Consider the following 13,935-nt stretch of genomic DNA (forward strand, 5'->3'; position numbering starts at 1 on the left):
AGAATCATTCGCCGGGAAGCGGGCTCACAGGGAGAGGGTGTGTACAACGTGGCTGTGAAGACGGCTGTCGTCACGGGGGCGGGGAGCGGTATCGGACGGGCCTGTGCACTGGGGTTGCTGGCCGACGGCTGGACGGTCGTACTCACCGGCCGGCGCAAGGACCCGCTGGAGGAAACGGCCCGGCTCGCGCCCGATGTGGACCGAGGCCGCGCCGTGGCAGTCTCCGCCGACATCACCGACCCGGCAGCCGTCGATGACTTGTTCGCCGGCGTGGCGGACCGGTTCGGCCGGCTCGACCTGTTGTTCAACAACGCCGCCGACACCATGCCCTACACCCCCACCGAGGACGTGAGCACCGAGGACTGGCATCGGGTCATGGACTCCATCGCCACCGGCACCTTTCTGTGCTCTCGGGCCGCGTTTGGGTTGATGAAGCAGCAGTCGCCGCGAGGCGGCCGGATCATCAACAACGGTGCTCCCTCCGCCCAGGCGCCACGGCCCGACTCGATCGCCTTCACCGCGGCCAAACACGCCGTGGCCGGCCTGACCCGTTCCCTCTCCCTCGACGGCCGCCGCTACGACATCTCCTGCGGCCAGATCGACATCGGCAATGTGACCCCGCAGGACCGGCCGCAGCCCGCGGTGCGCCAGGCCGACGACTCACTGCGGGTGGAGCCGACCATGGACATGCAGCACGTCGTCGACATGGTCCGCACGATGGCGGCGCTGCCGGCCGGGGTGAACATCCAGTCCGTCCTAATCATGCCGAGCTCCATGCCCTACATCGGCCGGGGGTAGCCCCGCGACGTACGCCTCGATCCAGCGGCCGGGTACCAGCCGCCCGGCCCGCTCCCAGGCCAGCATCCGGTGCAGCCCGTCGAGGTGGATCAGCCCCGCGCGGACCGTCAGCGCCTCGTAGTCCCGCCCGGGCACCGCCCGGGTGCTGAGGAACAGCGGTCTGGGTAGGGCATGGGTCTGGCGTGCCAGCTTGAGCGCGCACAGGGGGTTGGTCCTGGCGTACGACGCCCCGGCTCCGGCCAGCCGCGATGCGGCCGCGGCCACGGTGAGACCCGTCTTCGGAATCAGCTCCACCTCGCCGTCCTCCCCCACATGCCAGGGCAGCACCACATCGAGCACCTCGGTGCCCTCCAGAAGCACCCGGTGCCAGCGACCCCGCAGAGTCAGCTGCGCGTTACGGATGTGTGTCTCGGCTTCGTCGTTCGAGTTGGACTCGTCCTCTTCGTCATACAGATGCTCCCGGCCGAAATGGCTCATGACGGCTTCGAACGTGACGACTTCAAGCACTCTCATGACGGCATCCCCGTGCTCGTGCGCCCGTACTCGTCGAAGTGCCGGTCGGCGAAAAGCTCCGGCCAATGCCCCTTCCCCAGCCGCCGCTCGCGGCCCACGGCCAGCACCATGCGCCAGTACGGCTTGACAGGCGGCCACAGTGTGCCCGTCCGGCAGTAGGACGCGTCGATCATGTACCGAGGACCCCCGCCCCGCAGTGGAGCGGGCGCAGCGCGCCGGGTATGGAAGAGCGCGGAGTGCAGAACCACGGTGGAGCCCAGCGGAAGCTCGTCTATAAGCACCTCACCCGGCAGCTCGGCCGTCCCGAGGTGGCTCCACGCGTCCTTCTCGGCAACCTGCCGGTGCGACCCGGGCAGCACGGCCAGAGCGCCCATCGCGGGTTGGAGCCCGTGGATGTAGTGCAGGGCATGAATCATGGGGTACTCGCGGTCCCGCTGTGGGTGCTGCTCGTAGTCGTGGTGCCAGCTCTTGCCGCCGCCTCCGGGCGGACGGCGGTCACTGTGCAGGTGGTGGAAGACGAAGGACGACCCGAGCAGACCGGCATCACTGAGCAGTTCCAGCAGTGGGGCATAGGCAGCGAGTTCCCCGTGCGCGTCCATCTGTAACTCCACCCTGGCCGGCGGAGCACACTCCTGCGGACATAAGCAGGCGTCGATGGACAACTGCCGCAGACCGGTGGAGACCCATTCGTCGACTTCGGGCGCCAGGCGCCCGACAAGACCGGCGGGAAGGAAACCGGGCAGCACCAGGTAACCGTTCTCGTGGAAGTTCTTCACCTGTACTTCGAGATCTGCGAAGCCGCTCACGCGATGAAACCCCCTGTATTCACCGAGACGCCAGCAAAAGTTCCGTCAGGTGTCGGGGCCTTTCTATCCCGCGCCTCCATGACGCATGCCTGGCCGGCCGACAATGGCCAGGGACGAATGTTTTGGCCGAAACCCCCAAGAATTGCCGACGGGGTGCGCCGGCTCTGACCGCGCCGCGGCGGCGCGGCCTTGCACGGTCGTCACGGTCGTCCCCGAGGTAGTTGCGGCTGAGCGCGCTACGTGGCGCGGGGCCCGAGCGATGCGCCGTACGGCAGCCGGCACCGTCCCGGCCCGCCTCGGCTGTCTTTCCCCTCCACGCCCTGCTCCGCACCCGCCTCCCCGTACAGCGCCACGACAGCCGCCGCGTGACGGGCGAGGAGGTCCCGCGCCTCCGGCGGCGAGAGCACTTCGAGGTTCGGGCCGAAGGAGAGCAGGGAACGGGCCCACTCCACCGAGTCGACGACCAACTCGGCCTGCGCCCCACCCCCTTGCTCCTCCTCGGGCCGCGGCGGACGCGGGTCTGAGCGGCAGGAGGATCGAGAGTAACCGGTCGGATTTCACGCCACCAGCTTCCCTCGTGGCTCCGCGTGCCTCGTTGCCCCGTGCCTCGTTACCCCGTGCCCGGTTCCCGGCCCCCGGCCCCCGGCCCCCGTAAGGCTGGACGCGCAGCGCCCGCCCCGCGAAGGACGCTAGGAGCGCGCCGTCCTGGCCAGCTGGCGGGACTGGGCCACCAGCCGGTCCGCGCTGTCCCAGACGTCCGCGTCCTCCTCCAGGAAGCCGCCCGCGAGGTTGCGGGTGGTGATGGAGACGCGCAGGGGGCCGGGGGCGGGGCGGCAGCGGATGTGGGTGGTGAGTTCGATGGTCGGCGTCCAGCCCTTGAGGCCCAGCTCGAACGAGGTGGGCGGCAGCGCGTCGACGGTGAGCAGCAGCGAGAGCGGGTCGGCGTCGCGGCCGTCCGCGAGACCGAACCAGCCGCGCATCTCGCCCTTGCCGGAGGGCGCGCCGACGGCCCAGCCGACCGTCGCCGGATCCAGCTTGATGTCGAGCCGCTCGGTGATGGCGGAGCTGCCGGGGATCGGGGCCGGGCCGTCGCTCGGGCCGAGGCAGTGCTCCTGCGGCGGAATGGCCGGCGGCTTCGCCGATGTGCGGACCTCGTCGGACAGCGCGTCCAGATCGCCGTAGGTGGCGAGGACCCGGATGCGCTCGACCTCGGTGCCGTCCTCCGCGTACTGGAAGAGGGAGGCCTGGCCGGTGGAGAGGGTGCGGCCGGTGCGGACCCTCTGGGTGCGGATCACCGCGGGGCCCGGGACGGACGCGGTGAGGTAGTGCGCGGAGACCGAGAAGGGGTCCGGGTGCGGCAGGGCCTCGCCGAGCGCACGGCCGAGCATGGCCAGCAGATAGCCGCCGTTGACCGCGTGCATGATCGTCCATCCGGCGGAGAGCTCCGCGTCGTAGACGCCTTCTTCGCGAAAGGAGACGGCGGTGTCGCGGTCGAACTCGCTGTCCCCGATGGTTGCCTGCGCGGTCCGCGCCACCTGCTCTGCTGCCTGTGCCATGCGATGCACCGTACACCGATTGTATTACTGAGCGGTAGCTTTTTAGTGGTCGGAAGATGTCGGCTCTCAGCGTCGGTGCGGGACTTGTCAGGTGGCCTCGGACCCCTCCTCGGCCGTCGCCGACCGCCGGTTGTAGGCGCGCGGGGCCCGCCAGTGGTAGCGCATCGAGAGCAGCCGCAGCACGAAGGCCGTGATCACCGCGGCACCGCTGGTGAACCCGTTGAGCACCTCGAAGCGGATGCACAGCACGATCACCGTGGCGCCGACGATCGCGGGCACCGCGTACAGGTCGCGGTCCCAGCGCAGCAGCGAGGGCACCTCGTTGGCCAGTACGTCACGCAGCACACCGCCGCCGACCGCGGTGGCCAGGCCCAGGGCCGCCGATGCGGTGAGGCCGAGGCCGTAGCCGTACGCCTTGACCGTGCCCGTGACGCAGAACAGCCCGAGGCCGGCCGCGTCGAAGACGTTGACGCCCACCTGGATCCGCTCGACCTGCGGATGCAGGAAGAACACCAGAGACGCGGCGATGAGCGGGGTGGTGAAGTAGCCGAGATCTGTGAAAGCCGCGGGCGGGACCGCCCCGATGATGATGTCACGGAACAGTCCCCCGCCCAGCGCGGTCACCTCGGCAAGTACCGCGATGCCGAAGACATCGAAGTTCTTGCGTACGGCGAGCAGTGCGCCGGAGATCGCGAAGACGAAAATTCCGGCGATGTCGAGCGCATGCTGGACGGAGGACGTGAACAGTTCGTTGAGCACCGGGCAATTGTGCCCGTACTACTCCTTCGGGCTGTCCTCCGGCGTTTCGGGTGATGCGGCGCCATTGTCGGCCGCGTTCTTGTCGGCCGCGTTCTCCTCCGCCGCGTTCTCCTCCGCCGTGTTCTCGTCGGCCGTGTTCTCGTCGGCCTCCGGCTCCCGTACGGCGCCGGCCTCCGGCTTCCCCACCTGGACGACCTCGATCGCCTCGCGCGCGGCCGCCGTCACCATCTCGCCGGGCACCTGGTCCGGCGCGTTCTCCGGATGGTGGCAGGCCACCTGGTGCCCGGTCTTCAGCGCGACCAGCGGCGGTTCCTGCGTCTTGCAGACCTGCGTCGCCTTCCAGCACCGGGTGTGGAAGCGGCAGCCGCTGGGCGGCGAGATCGGCGACGGCACGTCGCCCTTCAGCAGGATGCGCTCGCTCTTGGCCGAGCGGCGCCTCGGGTCCGGGATCGGGACCGCCGAGAGCAGCGCCTTGGTGTATGGATGCATCGGCGCCTTGTAGAGCGACTCGCGGTCGGCCAGCTCCACGATCTTGCCGAGGTACATCACCGCGATCCGGTCCGAGACGTGCCGGACGACCGAGAGGTCATGGGCGATGATCACGTACGTCAGGCCCAGCTCGGTCTGGAGATCGTCGAGCAGGTTCACCACCTGCGCCTGGATGGAGACGTCCAGCGCCGACACCGGCTCGTCCGCCACGACCAGTTTGGGGTTGAGCGCGAGCGCGCGGGCGATCCCGATGCGCTGGCGCTGGCCGCCGGAGAACTCGTGCGGATAGCGGTTGTAGTGCTCGGGGTTGAGACCCACGACCTCCAGCAGCCGCTGCACCTCCTTCTTGACGCCGCCCTCGGGCGTGACGCCCTGCAGCTTGAAGGGGGCCGACACGATCGTGCCGATCGTGTGCCGGGGGTTCAGCGAGGAGAACGGGTCCTGGAAGATCATCTGCATGTCCCGGCGCATCGGGCGCATGGCGCCGACGCCGAGGTGCGTGATGTCCTGGCCCTCGAACTCGATCTTCCCCGCGGTGGGTTCGAGCAGCCGGGTGACCAGCCGGCCCATCGTCGACTTTCCGCAGCCGGACTCCCCGACGACACCCAGGGTCTCGCCCGAGTGCACCTCGAAGTCGATCCCGTCGACGGCCTTCACGGCACCGGCGCTGCGCTGCAGCAGCCCCTTCTTGAGGGGGAAGTGCTTCTGCAGCCCGGTCACCTTGAGCAGCACCTCGGGGGAGGCTGCGCCCTTGACCGTCCCGCCGCCCCCGGCAGGCCTCTGCGCCGGAACGTCCACGCCCTTGTCCTCGCTCGTCACAGCCTTGTCCTCGCTCACAGCTTGGGCGCAATCTCTTCGGTCCAGATACGCTCCCGCTGCTCCTGCGACATGTGGCAGGCCGCCCAGTGCCGGCTGCCGACCTCCTGCAGCTCGGGCCGTACGGTGCGGGTCACGTCGTCCTTGGGCACGTCCGCGTACGGGCAGCGCGGGTTGAAGGCGCAGCCCGACGGGATGTTGATGAGCGACGGCGGGGAACCCTTGACCGGGATGAGCCGGTCGGTCTGGTCGCGGTCGAGGCGCGGCATCGAGCCCAGCAGTCCCCAGGTGTAGGGGTGCCGGGGCTCGTAGAACACCTGCTCGGCCGGTCCGCGCTCGATGCAGCGCCCGCCGTACATCACCAGGATGTCGTCGGCGAGCTCGGCCACGACGCCCAGGTCGTGGGTGATGACGATGACCGCGGAGCCGAACTCCTTCTGCAGATCCCGGATCAGGTCGAGGATCTGCGCCTGGACGGTGACGTCCAGCGCGGTCGTCGGCTCGTCGGCGATGAGCAGCTCGGGGTTGTTGACCAGCGACATGGCGATCATCGCGCGTTGGCGCATCCCGCCGGAGAACTCGTGCGGGTAACTGTCGACGCGCTTGTCGGGCTGCGGGATGCCGACCCGGTCGAGCATCTCGATCGCACGCTTGCGCGCGGTCTTCTTGTCCACGTCGTTATGGACCCGGTACGCCTCCACGATCTGCTTGCCGATCGTGTAGTACGGGTGCAGCGCGGACAGCGGGTCCTGGAAGATCATGGCCATGTCGCGGCCGCGCAGCTTGCGCACCTCGTCGGGGTCTGCCGACAGCAACTCCTTGCCGTCCAGCCAGATCTCGCCGGAGAGCTGTGCCTTGCGCTTTCCGTACTGGCCCGCGGTGTGCAGGCCCATGATGCCCAGGGACGTGACGGACTTGCCGGAGCCGGACTCTCCGACGATGCCGAGGGTCTTGCCCTTCTCCAATGTGAAACTGAGCCCGTCGACGGACTTGACCAGACCGTCGTCGGTCGGGAAGTGCACCTTCAGGTCGCGCACTTCGAGGAAGGCGGTGGGAGCGGGCGAGCCCGCCGGGGCGGGTTCGCCCAGCGCGGCACCGCTCTTGTGCAGTTCGGTCATCCCAGCCTCACTCGCGGGTCGATGACGGCGTACAGAATGTCGACGACGAGGTTGGCGACGGCGATCGCGAGAGCCGCGAACAGTGTGACGCCGAGGATCACGGGCAGGTCCTTGTTGCTGATGGCCTGGACCGCCGCGAGTCCGAGCCCCGGCAGGTTGAACGTGGACTCGGTGAGGACGGCGCCACCGAGGAGCACACCGATGTCGAGGCCGAAGACGGTGAGGATCGGCGTCATCGCGGAGCGCAGGGCGTGCCGGGTGATGACGGTCCCCTCGCCCAGGCCCTTGGCACGCGCGGTGCGGATGTAGTCCTCGCCGAGCACGTCGAGCATGGTGGCTCGGGTGAGGCGGGCGTACATCGCGGCGTTCAGGAAGGCGAGCACGATCCACGGCAGGATCAGGGTCTGGAACCAGGTGCCGATGCCGTCGTCCGTGGAGAGGTTGTCGGCGATGTGCACCCAGCCGAGGTTGTGCACGAAGAGGCCCATCGCGACCATGCCGGTGAAGAAGATCGGCAGGGAGACACCGCCGAGGGCGGTGGTCATCGCGGCACGGTCCCAGATGGTGCCGCGCCTGAGCGCGGACACGACACCCGTGGCGACGCCGCCGGTGAGCCACAGGACGCAGGCACCGGCGGCAAGCCCACCGGTGACGGGCAGGGCGTCCTTGAGGGTGGTCCAGACCGGTACCTCCGTGCGGAAGGAGTAGCCGAAGCAGGGTGCGGCGCAGTGGGTGACGTCGTCACCGTTCGCGTAGTCGCGCCCCATCGGGATGCCCTTGACGAAGTCCCAGAACTGGACGAGGAGGGGGTCGTCGAGACCCAGTTTTATCCGGATGCCCTGGAGCTGCTCGGCACCGGAAGCCTTGCCGGCGAAGAGGACTGCGACGTCCTGACCCGCCCACTTGGGCAGCATGAAGAAGATGGTGAAGGTCGCGAGCAGTACGACGAGCACCATGATGACTACGGCGAACAGGCGCCGGATGAGATAAGCAAGCACTGTGCGCGGCCCGCCGGTGGCCGGGAACCCCTTGCGGGGGCTCCCGGCCACCGCCCCGGGCCATCACCTGCCCTTCGGACTGGCGGGTTTCGGCGGCGGTGGAGCAGTCAACCGGGTTGACTGCACATGCTGTTGACTACAGCGATTACTTGACGACGCCGAGCGAGACGTAGTCGTAACGGCCGTTGTAGGCGTCGGACATGTAGGCGTTCGTCAGTCGCTTACCGCGCCAGGTGATGTTCTTCTCGTAGATGAAGGGCATCCAGTCGGCCTGGTCCAGGATCCGCTTGTCGAGGCTCTTGTAGATCTCGCCGGCCTTGACCGGGTCGGTCTCCGCGATCGCTTCGTCGAAGATCTTGTCGACCTGCGGGTCCTTGAGCTGCGACTCGTTGTAGTTACCGGTCTCGGAGAGGAACCGGCTGTCCCACAGCGGCTGGCCGAAGCCCTGGCCGGACGGGAAGTCCGGGCCCCAGCCGCTCATCGTCATGCCGTAGCCGCGCTTCTTCACGACGGACGGCGAACCGGTGATGCTGGAGGCCTCGGCGCCGTCGATCGGGTCGACCTCGATCTTGATGCCGACCTTGCCGAGCTGCTCCTGGAGCGCCTCGGCGACGTCGACCTCGCCCGGGTTGTTGTTACGGGCGCTGAGCTTGGTGGTGAAGCCGGTGGGCTTACCGCATGCCTTCAGCTCTTCCTTAGCCTTGGCTGCGTCCGGCTTGCCCTTGCGGGCGAGGACACCGTACGGGTCGTAGTCGCTGTGGCCCTTGATGGAGGCCGGCAGGGTGCTGTTGGCGATCGCGCCACCGGCGATCTCGCCACCGCGGGTCTGCTGCAGGGCCGCGAAGTCCGTGGCGTAGAAGACGGCCTTGCGGCAGTGGACGTCGTCCAGCGGCTTCGCCGTGTGGACGAGCGCGACGTAGCGGACGAAGGACGTCTGCATGTTGTCGACGCTGTCCTTGTGGTCCTGGACGGCGGTCACACGGCCGGACTGGGTCATGCCGGTGCCGTTGAGGTCGACGTCGTAGTCGCCCTCCATCAGCTTCTTGTCGTTCTCCTCCAGGTTGGCGGAGATCGTCACCGTGACCTTGTCCGGGAGCGCGGCACGGAGCGGGTCCGAGGACTTGTCCCACTTGTCGTTGCGGACGAGCACGATGCTCTTGCCCGGCTTGTACGACTCGAACTTGTACGGGCCCGAGGAGAACGGCCGCTGGGTGTACTTCGCCTTGGTGTCCTCCGACGCCTTCACGGGCGAGCCGGAAGGCATGGCGAGGAACTGCTCGAAGTCACCGTTGGGCTTGGGCAGCTTGAAGATGACGGTGCTGTCGTCGGGCGTCTCGATCGCCTTCAGACCGAGCTTGTCCGCGGACGTGTCCTTGTACGGGCCCTTGTACTCGTGCTTGGGGTCCAGCGTCTGCATCAGGTACTGCGGGCCACCGGTGATGGTGTCCGTCGCCCAGACGCGCTCGATGCCGTACTTGACGTCCTTGGATGTCAGCTTGGAGCCGTCCTCCCAGGTGAGGCCGGACCGCAGCTTGTACGTGTACGTCTTGCCGCCGTCCGAGATCACCCCGGGGCCGGTGGCGAGGTCGCCGACCAGCTTGGTGGAGGCGGCACCCGGCTTGGTGTCGTACGTGACCAGCTGGCGGGTGTAGAAGCGCATGAAGTCCCAGGCCATGCCGTAGTAGGCACGCTGGGGGTCGGCGGAGTCGAGGTCCTGCTTGCCGACCATCTTCAGCGTTCCCCCCTTCTTGGTGGACGCGTTGGCGACCTTGTTGAACGCCGCGTTGAAGCCGGCGCCCTTCGCCTTGCTGCCGCCGCCGCTGTCGCCGTCGTCGCCGCCGCCGCACGCCGTGGTGGTCATCAGCGCCGCGACCACGAGGGCCGCACCCGCGGTGAGCCGTCGTTTCGAGGTAACTGTGGACATTTTCTCGTAACCTCCGAGATCGCGGTCCCAGGCCATTGCTTGCCGGAGAACCATGGGAAGAGCCACCTGACAGTGCGGCAGGGGCAAGTTGTGGGCTATCGGGTCCCCTTGGGGTCCAGGGCGTCGCGCAGCCCGTCCCCGAAGAGGTTGAAGGCCAGTACGGTGATGAAGATCGTCACGCCGGGGAAGACCATGAACATCGGGTCGTGCTCGTACGTCTCCAGGGCGTCCCGCAGCATGCCGCCCCAGGAGGCCGTGGGCGGCCGGACACCGGCGCCGAGGAAGCTGAGGGCCGCTTCGGTGAGGATGTTGGTGGGGATCATGAGCGTCGCGTAGACGGTGATCGGCGCCACCAGGTTCGGCAGCAGCTCGCGGAAGAGGATGTGTCCGCGCCCGCCGCCGAGGCTGCGCGCCGCCTCCACGTACTCGCGCTCGCGCAGCGAGAGCGTCTGGCCCCGGACGATGCGTCCCACGTACGGCCAGCCGAAGAAGCCGATGACGGCGACGAGTACGGCGATGCGCACCCCGCTGCCGGTGAGGCCGAGCAGATCGTCGGGGAGGACGGAGACGAGGGAGATGATGAACAGGAGCTGCGGGAACGACAGCAGCACGTCCATGACCCGGCTGATCACCGCGTCGACCCAGCCGCCGAAGTAACCGGCGATGATCCCGAAGAGCGTGCCGAGCGCCACCGCGACCACGGCCGCGAGGAACGCCACGAGCAGCGAGATCCGGGCGCCGTAGACGATCCGGCTGAAGACGTCGCGCCCCTTGTTGGGCTCGACGCCGAAGAGGAAGTCGCCGCTCACGCCGCCGAGGGAACCGGTGGGGAGATTGGTCAGCGGGTCGAGCTTGTCCTGGTGGAAGTCGTTCGGCGGGTGCCCCAGCAGCCCCACGATGAGGGGCGCGAAGATCGCCACCACGATCAGGACGAGGACAACGATGCCACCCGTCAGCGCGACCTTGTCCTGCTTCAGGCGGTTCCAGGCGATCTGCTTGAGAGAGCGTCCCTCGACCTTCTTCACCCCGGAGTCGGCTGCGGGACCACCGGTCGCGATCGGGTCCGCTTCCGTGGTCGGCTCATGCAGTGGTGCCGTCATCGTGGCAAGGACCCCTCTCAACCGGCGGTGGCCGGGCCGAACTGGCCGCTGTGGCGGCACGGATCAGTCAGTCGTACACAGAGGCGGCAGGACGCCCTTGCTGCGGGAGTCTTCATTGCTGTTGCGCGCGGTAGCCATACCGTCAGGCGAATGGATGCCTAACCGTGATGCGGTCAGGGGTGTTCCGTTATCCGGACGGATGTGAACGCCCGCCGAACACAGGTCAGTTGGGGCGGAAGAGGGGCACGCGCGTAGATTCACGTCGCTTTCACCATCAGACATCCCCAGCACGGAGATCTCGGACATCGGGAGCGGGAAGCCGCGCGGAGGGTTTCCACGAGGCCCGCACGGGAGCGCGGCGGCATGCGGAAGGACCGGGAACGCGGGCCGGAATTCGGAGAGTTGGTGCCGTATACGTACGTTACGTTCCGGTCATCAGGACCATACGCATGCATTCCCGGCACACCCGGTTCGTACACCTGCATTCCGGGTGCGGGGCACGGGGTTGCGGGGTGCGGACGGCGGCTTTACGGGCACGAGGGGGCAGCGGCCTTCCGGGCACGCCGGAACGCCCCCGGTACGTACGACTGCCGGCAGGCTCAGTACGCGCCCTGCGGCGGCGGGTAGCCGTAGCCGGCCACCGGGGCCGCCGGGGCGTGCGCCTCGCGGTCGTAGAACGGGCGGGTGTTGGCGCGCAGCCACATCGCGACCGGGTCGTACTCGTCGGACATCGCGACCGTGGAGACGGGCAGCCCGTCCGGGACCGCGCCGATCGACTGCTGCATCATCGCGCGCACCGTGTCGACCGAGGGCTGGCTCGTGTCGTAGAGATCGAGGCCGATGGCGAGATACGGAACCCCGAGCGCGGGCTGCACCCAGGCGCGGCGCAGCGAGCGGATCGCGGGGGTGTGGTGGGCGTTCTGCGTGAGCAGGGCGTAGAACTGCGGGATCTCGATGGCCGGCTCGGTGAGCCGGAGCGGGCCCGCGGGCATCCGGTCGAGGCCGGTGGCGATCCGGCGCAGGTCCAGCCAGGGGATGCCGACGCCGCCGCCCGGGGCGTGCGGGTTGAGCCAGATGCCCCAGCGGTCGGGGAAGAGGGCGCGGGCGATGTCGCGGCCGGTGACGAGCTCATGGGCCCGGTTCCAGCCGCTGGCGGAGAGCTCCTGGGCGGAGGTCACACAGGGGGCGTAGCCGAGGCCGTCGACCTCCATGTTCCCGTACTGGGCGTCGGGCGAGCCCGCCTGACCGTGCCAGAGGAGCATCCAGATCCGGTCGTTCGCGAGAGCCTGCAGCAGTGCCTCGTACGCGTCGTAGCGCCCGGGCGTCACTTGGCGCAGCATGTGCTCGACCTGCCCGGCCGCCGCGGTGCCTGACGCACTCACCTGGTCCCGCCCCTCTTCGATCCACTGTGTCGGCCCGCCGCTCCCGGGGCACACGGGTGCGGCATGATGCCGTGGCACCAGCCATCAAACCAGCTTATGCGCCGGTCCTGACACCGACTTGACGCCATGGGCCGACGCTGCAATCGGCTCCGGAGCCGTCGGCGTGCTACTGGGTCTCGCGCCGGTAGAACGGCCGGACCTTCTCCCGCATCCAGTCCCCGACCGGGTCCTGCGCCACATCGAGCAGGACCAGATTGACCGGCCAGGGCACCTCGACGCGGCCGAGCGCACGGCCGAGGGCGTCCATGGGGGCATTGCGCCCGGCGCCCTCCCAGGTGGAGAACTCCACGCCTATGAAAAGGACGGGCTCGCCCCCCTCGATGCTGGCCAGTGTCCGGCGCGCGGTGAGCACGACACCGCTCTCCTCGAATTCGCCGGCCGCCGCGGCGAGGAAGTCGACGGGCTCCTCCTTCCAGTCCGGCTCGTACAGCCGGACCCGGCCGCCGCCGGCCGGTCCGTCCAGCAGGGCGCGTCCGGCGCGGCAGAGCTCGGCCACGGCGGGCGGCGGCAGCGGCATCCCGACAGCGCCGCCCGGGTTCACCGCGATGCCGAGCTGCGGGGGCAGTCCGCGGGCGAAATCGCGGGCGGGCGCGACAGCGAAGGGCATGGCGGTGCCGACACAGCTGAGGAACTGCTGTTCGGAGCTGAATACGGGCACATACGCGGCACCCTCGATCTCCAGCGTCGGCAGGTCCAGGTCGGGGGAGTCGGGTCCGCCGCCGCCCGGCAGAGGCACCCAGACCTGGCTGCGCCCGAGCACCTCGACGAGCCGTCCGCCCGCCTCCGGGCTGCCCACCGAGGCCATCAGCACCTCTTCGAGCTCATTGGCGGGCCATCCGCTCCGCGGATGGGACTGACCCTGTGCCGGAATGTCCACTGCTTCCCCTTCTTCCCCAAGCTTTCCGGCAGAAGGTTAACGTCCGGCTCCCGGGCCCTGTACGTCCGCGAACGCGATCCGGGCCAGCAGCCCGGCCGCCTCCCTGTCCAGCAGCACCGCCGAGGCGCACCCGGGCGGCAGCAGGCCGGTCTCGGTGCCCCGCAGCAGCCTCCCCACCGCCCTGCGGTGCCGGGCGAAGGCGTATCCGGAGACGCCGCGACCGCGTTCCCGCTGGCCGTCCCTCGCCGTCTGCGGTGTGACGTCGAGCAGGACGAGGTGCAGGACGCGGCCCCGGCGCCGCGCGGCACGGGCCAGCCAGCCGCGTACCCACGCCTGGGTTCCGCAGTCGTGGACGACGACGGACTCACCGGAGCGCAGCACCCGCCACAGTCCCCAGTAGTGGGCGACGCGGACGAGGGGACGGTAGAGGGCGTACGGCACTAACCCGGGCACGAGCCCCGCCCAGCGGTCCCGGGTGTCCTGGGAGTCGATGGCGTGGGCCGTCGTCACCGCCCGCCGGATGAGCGTGGATTTGCCGCTGCCGGGCAGCCCGGACACCACCACCACGTCGCCCGCCGCGAAGTGCAGGCTGCGCGGGCTGCGCCCGCCCCGCTCCCGCAGGTCCCGCACGACGGGCGCGTGCGGGCCGCGCGCTTCCGTGACAGGCACCGCCCCCGGTTGTGCGGGCATCGCGCCGTGCGCGACCCCCGCGGTCGTCGCGTACCGCTGCAACGTCATC

13 protein-coding genes and 1 pseudogene are annotated in these 13,935 nt (G+C 69.2%); 1 reads left to right on the forward strand and 13 read right to left on the reverse strand.

Annotated elements, in window-relative coordinates:
- Positions 1-48 precede the first annotated feature (48 nt).
- Positions 49-798, forward strand: a complete 750-nt coding sequence (locus tag ACFVV1_RS19130) for an SDR family oxidoreductase (protein WP_389990375.1) — start codon at positions 49-51, stop codon at positions 796-798.
- Here the strand turns inward: ACFVV1_RS19130 and ACFVV1_RS19135 are convergent.
- The 13 genes and pseudogenes from ACFVV1_RS19135 to ACFVV1_RS19195 all read right to left on the reverse strand — a co-directional run bounded on the left by ACFVV1_RS19135 (position 757) and on the right by ACFVV1_RS19195 (position 13,934).
- Positions 757-1,311 (reverse strand): DUF6309 family protein, encoded by a 555-nt coding sequence (locus ACFVV1_RS19135; RefSeq protein ID WP_389990377.1) that lies wholly within the window; start codon positions 1,309-1,311, stop codon positions 757-759. The genes ACFVV1_RS19130 and ACFVV1_RS19135 overlap by 42 nt on opposite strands.
- Positions 1,308-2,117 carry a phytanoyl-CoA dioxygenase family protein gene (locus ACFVV1_RS19140; RefSeq protein ID WP_389990379.1) on the reverse strand — a complete coding sequence of 270 codons (810 nt, stop codon included), beginning with the start codon at positions 2,115-2,117 and terminating at the stop codon, positions 1,308-1,310. The genes ACFVV1_RS19135 and ACFVV1_RS19140 overlap by 4 nt, the downstream gene beginning before the upstream one ends.
- Before the next feature lie 236 nt (positions 2,118-2,353).
- Positions 2,354-2,605: pseudogene (locus ACFVV1_RS19145) on the reverse strand (WYL domain-containing protein); the annotation flags it as partial.
- Positions 2,606-2,806: 201 nt separating this feature from the next.
- A complete protein-coding gene (locus tag ACFVV1_RS19150) occupies positions 2,807-3,673 on the reverse strand; it encodes a thioesterase family protein (RefSeq protein WP_389990381.1) in 867 nt (288 codons plus the stop codon).
- 87 nt (positions 3,674-3,760) lie between these two features.
- Complete coding sequence (locus tag ACFVV1_RS19155) at positions 3,761-4,432, reverse strand: trimeric intracellular cation channel family protein (protein WP_389990383.1); 672 nt, start codon at positions 4,430-4,432, stop codon at positions 3,761-3,763.
- 18 nt (positions 4,433-4,450) lie between these two features.
- Complete coding sequence (locus ACFVV1_RS19160; RefSeq protein WP_389990495.1) at positions 4,451-5,719, reverse strand: ABC transporter ATP-binding protein; 1,269 nt, start codon at positions 5,717-5,719, stop codon at positions 4,451-4,453.
- Positions 5,720-5,754: 35 nt separating this feature from the next.
- Positions 5,755-6,855: an ABC transporter ATP-binding protein gene (locus tag ACFVV1_RS19165; RefSeq protein ID WP_389990385.1), complete on the reverse strand. Its 1,101-nt coding sequence runs from the start codon at positions 6,853-6,855 to the stop codon at positions 5,755-5,757.
- A complete protein-coding gene (locus ACFVV1_RS19170; protein ID WP_389990497.1) occupies positions 6,852-7,853 on the reverse strand; it encodes an ABC transporter permease in 1,002 nt (333 codons plus the stop codon). The genes ACFVV1_RS19165 and ACFVV1_RS19170 overlap by 4 nt, the downstream gene beginning before the upstream one ends.
- A gap of 145 nt (positions 7,854-7,998) precedes the next feature.
- The gene (locus tag ACFVV1_RS19175; protein ID WP_389990387.1) at positions 7,999-9,777 is read right to left on the reverse strand and encodes an ABC transporter substrate-binding protein; all 1,779 of its coding nucleotides are present in this window, start codon (positions 9,775-9,777) and stop codon (positions 7,999-8,001) included.
- Positions 9,778-9,872: 95 nt separating this feature from the next.
- Positions 9,873-10,877, reverse strand: a complete 1,005-nt coding sequence (locus ACFVV1_RS19180; protein WP_389990389.1) for an ABC transporter permease — start codon at positions 10,875-10,877, stop codon at positions 9,873-9,875.
- 599 nt (positions 10,878-11,476) lie between these two features.
- Positions 11,477-12,259, reverse strand: a complete 783-nt coding sequence (locus ACFVV1_RS19185) for an enhanced serine sensitivity protein SseB C-terminal domain-containing protein (protein ID WP_389990391.1) — start codon at positions 12,257-12,259, stop codon at positions 11,477-11,479.
- Between the two features lie 166 nt (positions 12,260-12,425).
- Positions 12,426-13,196, reverse strand: coding sequence for an enhanced serine sensitivity protein SseB (locus ACFVV1_RS19190; protein ID WP_389990393.1), 771 nt, complete (start codon positions 13,194-13,196; stop codon positions 12,426-12,428).
- 36 nt (positions 13,197-13,232) lie between these two features.
- Positions 13,233-13,934, reverse strand: a complete 702-nt coding sequence (locus ACFVV1_RS19195; RefSeq protein ID WP_389990395.1) for an AAA family ATPase — start codon at positions 13,932-13,934, stop codon at positions 13,233-13,235.
- Between the last annotated feature and the right edge of the window lies 1 nt (position 13,935).

Origin of the sequence: Streptomyces sp. NPDC058092 (assembly GCF_042884935.1) — a bacterium.
Classification (GTDB): Bacteria; Actinomycetota; Actinomycetes; order Streptomycetales; family Streptomycetaceae; genus Streptomyces.

What these genes read in the sequence shown, in the direction of transcription:
- ACFVV1_RS19135 (WP_389990377.1), bottom strand. Translation starts at nt 1,311, where the DNA reads ATGAGAGTGCTTGAAGTCGTCACGTTCGAAGCCGTCATGAGCCATTTC.
- ACFVV1_RS19150 (WP_389990381.1), bottom strand. Translation starts at nt 3,673, where the DNA reads ATGGCACAGGCAGCAGAGCAGGTGGCGCGGACCGCGCAGGCAACCATC.
- ACFVV1_RS19165 (WP_389990385.1), bottom strand. Translation starts at nt 6,855, where the DNA reads ATGACCGAACTGCACAAGAGCGGTGCCGCGCTGGGCGAACCCGCCCCG.
- ACFVV1_RS19175 (WP_389990387.1), bottom strand. Translation starts at nt 9,777, where the DNA reads ATGTCCACAGTTACCTCGAAACGACGGCTCACCGCGGGTGCGGCCCTC.
- ACFVV1_RS19180 (WP_389990389.1), bottom strand. Translation starts at nt 10,877, where the DNA reads ATGACGGCACCACTGCATGAGCCGACCACGGAAGCGGACCCGATCGCG.
- ACFVV1_RS19195 (WP_389990395.1), bottom strand. Translation starts at nt 13,934, where the DNA reads ATGACGTTGCAGCGGTACGCGACGACCGCGGGGGTCGCGCACGGCGCG.